Origin of the sequence: Kitasatospora sp. NPDC058444 (assembly GCF_042721415.1) — a bacterium.
GTDB lineage: Bacteria > Actinomycetota > Actinomycetes > Streptomycetales > Streptomycetaceae > Kitasatospora.
In genome coordinates this window covers 201155-212474 of record NZ_JBHXLL010000006.1, presented here as the reverse complement: position 1 = coordinate 212474, position 11320 = coordinate 201155, and the positions used below count along the sequence as shown (strand labels likewise).

The 11320-nt window shown below is 75.5% G+C and carries 10 protein-coding genes; 4 read left to right on the top strand and 6 right to left on the bottom strand.

Annotated features, from left to right (window positions below; all coding sequences use genetic code 11):
• The first annotated feature begins 16 nt into the window (after positions 1-16).
• Together ACFWP2_RS10095 and ACFWP2_RS10090 are read left to right on the top strand one after the other, a co-directional pair.
• Complete coding sequence (locus tag ACFWP2_RS10095) at positions 17-1432, top strand: DUF6519 domain-containing protein (RefSeq protein WP_380449858.1); 1416 nt, start codon at positions 17-19, stop codon at positions 1430-1432.
• 172 nt (positions 1433-1604) lie between these two features.
• Positions 1605-2264 (top strand): transcriptional regulator, encoded by a 660-nt coding sequence (locus ACFWP2_RS10090; RefSeq protein ID WP_380449857.1) that lies wholly within the window; start codon positions 1605-1607, stop codon positions 2262-2264.
• Positions 2265-2293: 29 nt separating this feature from the next.
• Here the strand turns inward: ACFWP2_RS10090 and ACFWP2_RS10085 are convergent, their stop codons facing one another.
• Both ACFWP2_RS10085 and ACFWP2_RS10080 read right to left on the bottom strand, forming a co-directional pair.
• Positions 2294-2833 (bottom strand): hypothetical protein, encoded by a 540-nt coding sequence (locus ACFWP2_RS10085; protein WP_380449856.1) that lies wholly within the window; start codon positions 2831-2833, stop codon positions 2294-2296.
• Positions 2834-3019: 186 nt separating this feature from the next.
• Complete coding sequence (locus tag ACFWP2_RS10080) at positions 3020-4243, bottom strand: ROK family protein (RefSeq protein WP_380449855.1); 1224 nt, start codon at positions 4241-4243, stop codon at positions 3020-3022.
• Between the two features lie 302 nt (positions 4244-4545).
• Here ACFWP2_RS10080 and ACFWP2_RS10075 point away from each other — a divergent pair, with 302 nt between their 5' ends.
• Positions 4546-6312 carry a SpoIIE family protein phosphatase gene (locus ACFWP2_RS10075; protein ID WP_380449854.1) on the top strand — a complete coding sequence of 589 codons (1767 nt, stop codon included), beginning with the start codon at positions 4546-4548 and terminating at the stop codon, positions 6310-6312.
• A gap of 147 nt (positions 6313-6459) precedes the next feature.
• Here ACFWP2_RS10075 and ACFWP2_RS10070 read toward each other — a convergent pair whose 3' ends face one another.
• Entirely contained in the window at positions 6460-7668 is a 1209-nt protein-coding gene (locus tag ACFWP2_RS10070) for a trans-sulfuration enzyme family protein (protein WP_380449852.1), read from the bottom strand.
• A gap of 107 nt (positions 7669-7775) precedes the next feature.
• Positions 7776-8180, bottom strand: coding sequence for a hypothetical protein (locus ACFWP2_RS10065; RefSeq protein ID WP_380449851.1), 405 nt, complete (start codon positions 8178-8180; stop codon positions 7776-7778).
• Between the two features lie 228 nt (positions 8181-8408).
• Between ACFWP2_RS10065 and ACFWP2_RS10060 the strand changes: the two genes are divergently transcribed.
• Complete coding sequence (locus ACFWP2_RS10060) at positions 8409-10118, top strand: LCP family protein (RefSeq protein WP_380449849.1); 1710 nt, start codon at positions 8409-8411, stop codon at positions 10116-10118.
• A gap of 81 nt (positions 10119-10199) precedes the next feature.
• On the opposite strand, the gene ACFWP2_RS10055 is transcribed toward ACFWP2_RS10060, so the two are convergent.
• Complete coding sequence (locus ACFWP2_RS10055) at positions 10200-10859, bottom strand: zinc ribbon domain-containing protein (protein ID WP_380449847.1); 660 nt, start codon at positions 10857-10859, stop codon at positions 10200-10202.
• 94 nt (positions 10860-10953) lie between these two features.
• Positions 10954-11172 carry a hypothetical protein gene (locus ACFWP2_RS10050; protein ID WP_380449846.1) on the bottom strand — a complete coding sequence of 73 codons (219 nt, stop codon included), beginning with the start codon at positions 11170-11172 and terminating at the stop codon, positions 10954-10956.
• Positions 11173-11320: the final 148 nt, after the last annotated feature.

The following is an 11320-nucleotide window of genomic DNA, read 5'->3' as shown; positions in this document are numbered from 1 at the left end:
CTCCGAAAGGGAAACCGTGCACGCAGACTTCTCGCGCCTGACCTTCCGGCCCGGCAAGCACTACTCCGCGGTGCTGACCCAGCAGGGCCGGGTCCAGCTCGACGCCGACGCCAACGAGCAGGCCGCGATCGAGCGGTACCAGCTGCGCACGCTCGCCGCCGACCTGATCGGCCGCCGCGGCGGACCGGCCGGGTCGGCCGGATTCGCGATCGGCTACGTGCCGGGCAACCACGACGTGGACGACCTCACCATCGGCGGCGGCCGCTACTACGTGGACGGCATCCTGTGCGAGGCCGACCGGCCCGAGCCCGGCATCGCCGTGCCCGACGACGGCGGCCAGGACGACGGCGGCGACACCCGGGAGGCGCCCGCCGGCTGGACGTACTGGGACCAGCCGAACGCCTACCGGGACCAGGAGCGCGACGGCGACCGGCTGCCCGGCGAATTCCCGTTCCTGGTCTACCTGAAGGTCTGGGAGCGCAGCGTCACCGCCGTCGAGGACCCGGAGATCCGCGAGGTCGCGCTCGGTGCGGCGATGCCCGACACGGCGGCCCGGGCCAAGCTCGTCTGGCAGGTACTCGCCCTGCCCGCCGCGGAGTTGAGCGTTCCGGACGGCGGGGCGTCCCGGGTCCTGGAGGCCTTCGACGCGTGGGCCGAAGCGCACGAGCGGCCGGGCGGACTGCTGGCCGCGCGCGCCCGGCGGCCGGAGCGGGCGAACGAGGACCCGTGCCTGACCCACCCCGAGGCCGGCTACCGGGGTCCGGAGAACCAGCTGTACCGGGTGGAGGTCCACCACGGCGGGTCGGCGGAGGGCTGCGCCACGTTCAAGTGGTCCCGGGAGAACGGCTCGGTCGTCCTGCCGATCGCCTCGATCGAGGGCGCCTGGGTCGACCTCACCACGCTGGGCGACGACGACAAGCTCAGCCTCTCGGTCGGCGACTGGGTCGAGGTCGCGGACAGCGCGTACGTCAGCCGGGGCGAGGCGGCGGACCTGCTCCAGGTGGAGGAGACCGACCTGCCGGGGCGCCGGGTGAGGCTGTCCGCCGAACCGGTGCCGGAGGTCGGGCGGCTGGCCGAACGTCACCCGTTCCTGCGCCGCTGGGACCACCGGGCGCCCCGCGGCCGGGACGCCCTGCCGCTGGCCGGCGGCGCCCTGCAGCTCCGGGAGGGCGCCTGGCTCGACCTGGAGGACGGCGTCCAGGTGTACTTCCGACCGGGCGGCGAGTACACCCGGGGCGACTACTGGCTCATCCCCGCGCGGACCGCCACCGGCTCGGTGGAGTGGCCGCAGAACGCGGCCGGCGAGGCGCTGCTCCGGGAACCGGCCGGGATCCGGGTGCACCACGCCCCGCTCGCCTGGGTGAAGGGCCCGACCACGGTCGTCGACCTCCGACAGACCTTCGCCCCGCTGACCGCCCCCACCCCGCAGTAGGGCGTGCGGCCCGGGGGTGCGGGTGCGGGACGGTCGCCCGCTCCATGGCTCCCGGCCCGGCCCACGGCCCGGCCGGGAGCGCGTCACCGCACCGCCCCGGCCTGTCGCCGCCGCACCGGCACCGCCGGACGGTAGGAATGGCAGCGGACCGAACCGCACCCCGGAGGCACCGGTGAACCACCCGATCCTCGACCAGATCCAGGACCTGCGCGCCCGACTGACGCCCGGCGACACCGCCCCCACACTGGTCACCGCACTCGCCGACGGCACCGCACCACCCTCGGCACTGGCCGAACTCGCCGCCCAGCAGCACCGGATCATCCGCTCCGACCGCCGCAGCCTGCTGCTGCTCGCCGGCCGCTGCGCGGACCGGCCGGTCAGCGCCTGGTTCGCCGCCCTGGCCGAGGGCGAGAGCGCCGCGCTGCGCACCCTGCCCGCGCTCGGCGCCGCCGCGGGCCTCGACCGCGACGCCCTGGAGTCCCGCCCGCCGCTTCCGGGCTGCCAGGCCTACCCGCACTTCCTCGCCTGGCTCGCCCTCAACAGCGAGCCCGCGGCCGCGGCCGCCGCCCTGGTCGCCAACTTCGCGGCCTGGGGCGGTTACTGTGCCACGATCGCGCAGGCGCTGCGCCGCCACTACGGCTTCCCCGACGAGGCCTGCGCGTTCTTCGACTTCTTCGCCCAGCCCGCGCTCGAGCTGGAGCAGCAGGCCGCCGACGCCCTGGGCCCGGACCGGCTGGACGAGCCGGCCCTGGCCGCCGCGCGCGAGTACGGACTGCTGCTCCAGGCCTACGAGCACCTGTTCTGGGACACCCTGGGCGTCATCGACGCCTGAGCGCGTACCGCGGTCCGGGGCGAGAGGCCTCAGGCCTGCCAGTGCGGCTTCCCGCTGACCATCCGGCAGTAGATCACCCGGCCGCCGGCATCGTGGGTGCTCTTGCCCAGGTCCGCGTTGCGGCAGAACTGTCCGGCCTCGTAGCAGTTGCCCGCGTTCGAGCGGATCTCGCATCCCGCACCGGCCGCCGCCGGGGGCTCCGGGTCGGTCGGCGGCTGGGCCGTGGTCACCTTCGGCTGCGGTGCCTTGGTGACGGGCGGCTGCGCGGGGGCGCTCGGCTGGGCCGGCGGTGCGACGGGCGGGGGCGTGGCCACCGGCGCCGCGGGCGCCGGCGGGGCCGGCGGGGTGGTGACCGGGGCCGGGGCCGGGGCGGCGGGGGTCGCCGGCGGGCTGGTCGCCGCGGCCGTGGTCGAGGTGGCGGCGACGGTCGGCCTCGCCGAGGCCGAGGCCGTGGCGCCGCCGTCGGCCGCTGACGGGTCGCACCCGGTCAGCGCCAGGCCGACGGTGAGGACGAGTCCGGCGAATCCGGCCAGGCCGGCCCGGCGGCGACCGGGTATCCGTGAAGGCATGGGAGGAGAACGCTCCGTTCCGTGTGGATGGGTCGGGCGATTCAAGCAGGAACCGCACACGCACCGTCCACCGAACCCCCACTCGTTGGCAGATCGAGACCTTCCGGCCACCGAGCGTCGCCGCCGCGCCCACCGCCTCACACCGTCGTCCGGCCCCGGTGGCCGACCGGTCCCCCCGACCGACCGTCAGCGCAGCCCCGCCGTCCGGCGCTCGAACACCTCGGGGCGGGCGGTCTCCAGCGCCGTGGAGACCGCGCCCAGGAGCACCGCCTCCTCCCCCAGCAGGCTCGGCGCGAGCGTCGGACGCATCGGGGCGAGCCGGTGCAGGGCCTGCTCCAACGGCTCCAGGAGCAGGTCCGCACTGCTGCCGATCCCGCCGCCCAGCACCACCAGGTCCGGGTCCAGGACGGCCGACAGCACGGCCACCGCGTAGGCGAGCCGCTCGGCCTCCCGCTCCACCGCCCGGACCGCCGCCGGCTCCCCGGCCCGGGCCCGCTCGAACACCTGCTTCGCCGTCAGCTGCCGCGTCGCGGACTCCCCGTCCAGCCCGAAGTCCCGGGCGGCACGCACCACGGCGTCCGCGGCCGCCTCCTGCTCGATGGTCGCGGTCGGCTCGCCGGACCGCCCGGGCAGCGGGACCAGTCCGATCTCGCCCAGCGCGCCGTGCGCGCCGAGCAGCAGCTCGCCGTCCTTCACCACGCCCAGCCCGAGCCCCGTGCCGACCAGCAGGTAGGCGAACATCCGGCTGCCCCGCCCGGCACCCAGGGTGTACTCGCCGAGCGCCGCCAGGTTGGCGTCGTTGGCCACCGAGACGGCCGTCCCCAGGCCCGCCGCTATCCGGTCGAACAGCCCCGGTCTGCCCCAGCCGGGCAGACTGCTCGCGTAGCGCACCCCGCGCCGCTGCTCGTCCCACACCCCCGGGGTGCCGATCACCGCGTGCACGATGTCCCCGGCGGCCAGGCCCGCCTCGGCGATCGCCTCGTGCGCGGCGGCGACCACGGCGTCCGCGACGGCGTTCGCCGAGCGGCCCCGGTTGGCCACGTCCCGGCGGGCGACCACCGTCCCGGCCAGGTCCGCCACCGCCACCCGCAGCCGGGCCCGGCCGATGTCCACGCCGAGCACGTGCCCGGCCGTCGGGTCGACCTCGTACAGCACGGCCGTGCGGCCCCGCTCGGGGGCCAGCCGCCCGGCCTCCCGGACCAGGCCCGCCCGCTCCAGCTCGGCCAGCGCGGCGGAGACCGTCGGCTTGGACAGACCGGTGTCCCGGGCCAGCTGGGCGCGCGAGGAGCCGCCGCCCGTGCGCAGCAGCTCCAGCAGCAGCCACTCGTTGTTGCTGCGCAGCCGCTGCCGGTTCCACGGCACCCCGGGGGCCCCGGCCGCCGGGCGACTGGTCGGCTGGTGGGGGCTCATCGGGTTCCTCCGGTCTGGATCTTCGGGCACGGGTCGGGTCGGTACGGGTCGGACCGGGTCGGTACGGCCGGGCGGACGGGCGGACCCGGCCCGGGGCGCCCGGGGGTCGGGCGCCGCCGCCCAAGTATGACCGGTGATCATCCGGCGTTCGCCTGCCGTATCCATGCGGCCCCGCCGACCTTCCCGCGCGCGACCCGGTGGCCGGCCGACCGGCCTCGCACTCCGTTACAGCACCGTCTCCGGCCAGTCAACGTTTCACCCACTTGTGGGCGTGCCGCGCCCGGGCGCGTGATCATGGGCGTATGCACTTCCGGCACGGCAACCGAGCAGAGGGTCCGCGGCCCGCGACACCGGACACCCGGTCCCTGGCGGCGACCGCGGCAGCCCTCGCCGCACGCCTCGGCGCGATCACCGACAGTGACAGCGGTGACAGCGGCGGCGACCGGGGCGGCGACGATCCGGAACGGCTCCGCGAGGTCCTCGCCGCCGCCCCGGTCGGCGTCGCGCTGCTCGACGAGCACCTGCGCTGGCATTACCTGAACGCGGCCTTCACCACCGCCACCGGGCTGCGCCGCGCGGACCTGCTCGGCCGGGCCGCCGCGACCACCGCCTTCGCCGGGGCCCTCGGCATCCTGCGCCGGGTGCTCGCCGACGGACTCGCCCGCGAACACGCCACCGGAGGCCCCGACGGCGCGGGCGCCCCCGTACCGCCCGGCCTGCGGGTGCGCTACCGGGCGCTGCGGCACTCCGGGCGGACCACCGGGGTGATCGTCGTCGTCCTGGACGACCCCGACCCCGCCCGCGACCAGCTGCGCGAGCTGGAACAGGTGAGGGCCCGGCTCGCCCTGCTGGACGCCGCCACCGAGCGGATCGGCACCACCCTCGACATCGGCACCACCGGCGCCGAACTCGCCTCCTTCGCCGTGCCCCGGCTCGCCGAACTCGCCGTCGTGGACCTGCTGCCTCCCGAGGCCGAACCCGCCCGGGCCGGCCACGGCGCGCCCCAGCGGCTGCGCCGCGCCGGCGTCCGGTCCGTGCCCGCACTGGACGCCGCCCTCGCCGAGCTGCCCCGGCCCGGAGAATCGATCCGCCACCGGGAGGGCTCGGCCGCCGCCCGCAGCCTGGCCGGCGGTGTCGCCGTGCTCACCGAGCCCGGCCCCGAGGACGGCTGCCCGGCCGGGACGGCCTCGCTCCTGGTCCTGCCGCTGGCCGCCCGGGGCCGCCTGATCGGACTGCTCACCCTCGGCCGCACCGCCGCCGGCCCGGCCTTCACCCCCGACGAGGCCGCCCTGCTCGGCGATCTCGCCGCCCGCGCCGCCACCGCCCTCGACAACGCCCGCCGCTTCGCCCGTTCCCAGGGCATCGCCCTGGAACTCCAGCGGGCGCTGCTGAGCGAACCCGGCAACCCGCACCAGAACCTCGCCCTCGCCTCCCGCTACCTGCCCTCCGGGAGCAGCTCGGTGGTCGGCGGCGACTGGTTCGAGACGGTCCGGCTGCCGTTCGGGCGCACCCTGCTCGCCATGGGCGACGTCATGGGGCACGGCGTCGAGGCCGCCGTCGACATGAGCCACTACCGCTCGGCGCTGCGCGACCTCGCCGGGATGGACCTGCCCCCGCACCGGATCCTGCGTCAGCTCGACAGCGTCATCTCCGCCGACGACTCCGCCCGCCCGGCCACCTGCCTGCTGGCCCTCGCCGACCCGGGCCGCGGCCGCTGGACGCTCTCCAGCGCGGGCCACCTGCCGCCCGCCCTGATCGCCCCCGGCCGCCCGACCGAGCTGCTGCGCATCCCCACCGGCCCGCCGCTCGGCACCGGCCTCGGCGGCTACGAGCAGACCACCCACCCGCTCCTGCCGGGGCAGACCCTGCTGCTCTACACCGACGGCCTGGTGGAGCGTCGGGGCGAGGACATCGACGTCTCGCTGGAGCGGCTCGCCGCCCTGCGACTGCCCGCCGCCGGAGACCTCGACGGCCTGCTCGACGCCGTCCTCCGCTCCCTCGCCCCGCCGCCGGGCCCCGCCGCCGAGGACGACATCGCCCTCCTGGTGGCCCGGCCCCGGCAGCGCTGACGGGCCGCCAAGCGCGCCCCCGCTTCCACCCGCTCCGCCACCGGGGGCGGCCATCGCCCCGGCGGCCGGCCGGCGCGAACGGGCAGCGGCTTCGCGGCCGTTCGCCACCCCGCCGGTGTTCGCGCCGCCGGCGGCCCCCGCTTCGACTCACACCTTCGCCAGCGCCCGCGCGACGTCCGCCCAGATGTCCTCCGGGTGCTCGATGCCCACCGACACCCGCACCGTCCCCGGCCCGATGCCCGCCGCCGCCAACTCCTCGTCCGACAGCTGCCGGTGGGAGGTGCTGGCCGGGTGGAGCACCAGGGTGTGCACGTCGCCCAGGGACGGGGCCAGCGAGGCGAGCCGGACGGACTCGGTGAAGGTGCCGGCCGCTTCCCGGCCGCCGGCCAGGTCGAAGGCCAGGACGCCGCCGTGGCCGTCGGGCAGCAGCCGGCGGGCGAGGTCGTGGTCGGGGTGGGTGGGCAGGCCCGGGTAGTGGACGGCGGTGACCGCGGGGTGGGCGGCGAGCCGGCCGGCCAGGTCGAGCGCGCTCTCGCAGTGGCGGCGGACCCGCAGGGCGAGGGTCTGTATGCCGCGCAGGGTCAGCCAGGCGGCGAACGGGTCGGCGGAGGCGCCGAGTTCGAGCGAGCGCCGCCAGACCCGCCGGTGCAGTTCCGGGTCGGCGAAGACGGCGATGCCGCCGAGCACGTCCGAGTGCCCGCCCAGGTACTTGGTCACGGAGTGGATCACGATGTCCGCGCCGTGCTCGATCGGGCGGCAGAGCAGCGGGGTCGCGAAGGTGTTGTCCACCACGCTCACCACCCCGGCCCGCTTGGCGACGGCGATCAGCCCGGGCAGGTCGGTGACCCGGGTGGTGGGGTTGGAGACGGTCTCCAGGAGCAGCACCCGGGTCCCGGGTCGCAGCGCGGCCGCCACCTCGGCGGGGTCGTCGCCGCTCACGTAGCTGACCTCGACGCCCCAGCGCTCGGTGAGGTCGGTCAGCGCGCCGATGGTGCCGCCGTACAGGTTGCGCTGCGCGATCACGTGGTCGCCGGCGCGCAGCAGGGCGAGCAGCGCGGTGTTGATCGCGCCCATGCCGGAGGCGGTGGCGAGGGCGCCGGTGCCGCCCTCGAGTCCGGCGACGGCCTGCTCCAGTGAGCGGACGGTCGGGTTGCCGAAGCGGTTATAGAAGAAGGCACCGTCCGGTCCGGCGTGGGCCCCGGCGAGTGCGTCGCCGGTGTCGAAGGCGAACAGGTGGCCCTGGTGCAGCGGGACACCGAGGGGACGGCTGCCGGTGGGCTCGACGAGCGGCGGGTGGACGACCCGGCTCTCGGGACGCAGTTCTCCGGGGGCCTCGTGGGAGTGGAAGTCGCTCATGGCGCTCATCCTCGGGTGGCCCCGACACCCGGGCCAGGGCCAATCGGCGTCAAGTGGCCTGCCCCGGGCGTTCGTTCCGGCTCCACCGCCCGGCGGGCGGCCGGCGGCTACTTGCGACGGCTGAAGATCCGCTTCGCGGCGTAGACGATCCCGACGATCAGCAGGACGACGAGCAGGATGAGCAGAATGACCACGACCAGCAGGAACTTGCCCAGCTTGGCGAAGAAGCCCTTTTTCTTCTTCTTCTCGTCCTTGCTCGCGAGGTGCGCGACCTCGGCGGAGGCAGAGGCGGCGGAGACGGCGGAGGCGCCGCGCGCCTCGGTCCGGACCTCCGCGCCGGTGCCCGCGGCAGCGGCGGCGACGCCCGGGGCGGTGCCCGGATCGACGGCGGCGGCCGCGACGGTCCGGGGTGCGGCCACGGCCGCCGCGCCCGATGCGGCGGCGGTGAGGCCGACGGCGGCCAGCAGGGCCACCAGGGCGCCGGCTATCGAACGTGCGATGCGATCAGTCATCGTGCTCCTCGTACGGGTCGGTCCGGAGCAGCGCGGAGCAGCCGCTCTGACCAATTTCTCATGGTCTGACCAGCTGGTTTTCCGATCCGCGCCTAGTATGCTCCACTGAAGTTCTACAGCGATGTAAAAGTTTAGCGACGGGCCCCGCCCGGATCGGCTCCGGCCCCGAGCCACCCGAACCCGCCGCTTCGACGGGGGGCTCGCGTGGCAACTGTGGAGGATGACGACGTGTCTGGCCGCAAGGGTTCCCCCGAAGCCGAGAATTCGCCGCACCGGGCGGGTGGACGCCGGGCGACCGGCCGGAGAACCGGCCAGGGGAACGACCGGCGCCCTGACATCACAGATGGTACAGACGGCACGGACATATCAGACGGTCGTTCAACGGCCCGGGCCCGCAAGAAGCCCAAGCGCAGCACCAAGGAGAAGGTCCTCTGGGCGACCGCCGGCTGCACCGCCCTCGCCGTCCTCGGCGGCGCCGGCCTCTACTACCGGCTGAACAGCAACATCAACACCTTCGACGGCGACGCCCTCAGCAAGGACCGCCCGGAGGCCGCGGCCCCGGACGCCCAGGGCCGCACCCCGGTCAACGTGCTGCTGATCGGCTCGGACAGCCGCGGCAACGGCAACAGCGACCTGGGCGGCGGCGGGGACGGCGGCGCCCGCTCGGACACCGCGATCCTGCTGCACGTCTACGCCGACCACAAGCACGCCGTCGGCATCTCCATCCCCCGCGACTCCCTGGTCACCCTCCCGCCGTGCAAGCTCCCCAACGGCAGGTGGACCAAGGAGCAGACCAATGCGATGTTCAACAGCGCCTTCTCGGTGGGCGACAGCGAGCAGGGCAACCCGGCCTGCACCCAGAACGCCGTCGAGAAGCTGACCAACCTGCGCGTCGACCACACCATCGTGGTGGACTTCAACGGCTTCGCCTCGATGACCAAGGCGGTCGGCGGCGTCGAGGTCTGCCTGCCCAACGACATCCACGAGGGGGACCTCAACCCCAACCTCGGCCACAAGGGCAAGCTGCTCTTCCCCAAGGGCAAGCAGAAGGTCGAGGGCCAGGCCGCACTGGACTACGTCCGGGTCCGGCACGGCATCGGCGACGGCTCCGACATCGGCCGCACCAAGCGCCAGCAGGCCTTCATGTCCTCCCTCATCAAGGAGGTCAAGTCCCGCGGCATGGACCCGACCACGCTGCTGCCGCTGGCCGACGCGGCCACCAGGTCCCTGACCGTCGACCCCGGCCTCGGCTCGGCCGCCAAGCTGCTCTCCTTCGCCATGGAACTCAAGGACGTGGACCTGCACGACATCAAGTTCCTCACCGTGCCCTGGCGTTACGAGGGCCCGCGGGTCGCCCTGGTGCACCCCGACGTGGACCAGCTGTGGGCCGCGCTCAAGGCCGACCGCACCATCGACGGCCAGGACGCGAGCGCCCCGGCCGAGGCCGGCTCCGGCACCGCCCCCTCCGCCGCTCCCGTCGCCGCCGCGGCCGCGCCCGCGCCCACCCCGACGCCCGCGCCGGACACCAAGGCCGCCGAGATCAAGGCCACCGAGGTGAAGGTCTCCGTGCTCAACAGCACCGGTGAGACCGGACTCGGCGGCCGCGCCGCGGAGACCGTCAAGGGCGCCGGATACACCGTCACCGGCGTCGGCAACGCGGTCGGCAAGCCGCGCAGCACCACCGTCGTCGAGTACGGCACCGGCGAACGCACCGCCGCCGAGGCGGTCGCCAAGCTGTTCCCCGGCGCGACCGTGCAGCCCGGCGGCCGGGGCGTCAGCGTCGTCCTCGGCCACGACTTCGCCGCCGCCAACCCGGCGGGCCCCGCCGCTTCGGCCCCCGCCGGCGCCGCCACCGCCCCGGCCCCGCTGCCCACCAGCGTCAGCGGCGCCGCCCGCTCGGCCGACGACGATCCCTGCGCCAACCTCTCGTACGGCTGAGCCGGTCCACCCCGCGCACACGACGGCGGGGCACCTCCGGCTCGTTCCGGGGTGCCCCGCCGCGCTGCGGGCGAGGGGGTGTCAGCGCCTCGCCCCGCAGGACGGGCAGAACGCGGCGCCGTCCGGGACGTCCTTGTGGCAGCTCGTGCACTGGACGGGCTGCGCCAGCCGGAAGCCGCAGCCCGGGCAGAACGGCGTGCCGTGGGTCTCGGTGCGGCACTGCGGGCAGACCAGCTGACGCGGCGTGTCGACGTCGAACTCGGCCCCGGACTGCTGACCGGACCTGTACGCGCGCTCGGTGACCGTGTCGTTGAGGCCGCGGTGCTGCGCCGCCATCGCCTCGGCCGCGGTGTCCGGGGCGCAGGTGTGGCACAGGCCCTGGACCGGGTCGAAGCAGCGGCCGCAGACGTAGTGGGTGCACCGGGCGCAGCGGTTGAAGTGGGACTGGGCGTTGGTGATGGCCCGTTGGAAGGCGGCGTCGCGCGAGGTGCCCCAGGTCTGGCCGGCCAGCCCGTCGGCGGCGTTGCTGATGGTGTTGGCGTTGCCGCCGATGAGGTTCCAGGCCGCGCTGACGCCCTTGCCTATCCAGCCGGCCATCTGACCGGTCCGGAACGGCTCGAAGGCCGATCGCCAGGTGTCCGAGCAGCGGTAGCAGGAGAACTCGAACTGGAAGCCCGCGCCGGTGCCGTGCTGCTCGCACAGGTCGCGGTAGTTGTTGCTGAAGTAGATCTCCGAAGTCACGTCGTCCCCGGTAGCTGTGTGGCCTGTCAGCGGTCGCTGCCAGGGACGACGGAGTTCGCCGAACGGTTCCGCCGGGAGCGCCCGGCCGACCCGCTCACAGCCCCGACACCGGGAGCAGCAGCACGCGCGCCGGGTCGAACGGCTGCCAGCGCGCGGGCTGTCCGCTGCGGCCGACCCTCAGCCGGCACCAGCGCCGCCCGGCCGCGTCCTGCCACCACGCGCTGATCCGGCCGAGCGCCCAGACTCCGCCCCCGAGGTCCACCTCGACCGGCTGGTAGACCCACCGGACGTCCCGGTCCGCCGGGTCCGCCACTCCTGGCTGTTCCGGCCCGGCCGGATCGGTTCCGGCCGGTCCCGGTCCCGCCGGACCCCCGGTGCGCCCGGGCCTGCACTGACTCTCCACCACGGCTCCGCCTCCCGACCCGGACCCGGGCGCCGGACGCCCCCGTACGGGGCGACCG

Excerpts from the sequence above, each read along its gene's own strand:
- ACFWP2_RS10085 (WP_380449856.1), bottom strand. The coding sequence starts at position 2,833 with ATGCCTTCACGGATACCCGGTCGCCGCCGGGCCGGCCTGGCCGGATTC.
- ACFWP2_RS10070 (WP_380449852.1), bottom strand. The coding sequence starts at position 7,668 with ATGAGCGACTTCCACTCCCACGAGGCCCCCGGAGAACTGCGTCCCGAG.
- ACFWP2_RS10065 (WP_380449851.1), bottom strand. The coding sequence starts at position 8,180 with ATGACTGATCGCATCGCACGTTCGATAGCCGGCGCCCTGGTGGCCCTG.
- ACFWP2_RS10075 (WP_380449854.1), top strand. The coding sequence starts at position 4,546 with ATGCACTTCCGGCACGGCAACCGAGCAGAGGGTCCGCGGCCCGCGACA.
- ACFWP2_RS10080 (WP_380449855.1), bottom strand. The coding sequence starts at position 4,243 with ATGAGCCCCCACCAGCCGACCAGTCGCCCGGCGGCCGGGGCCCCCGGG.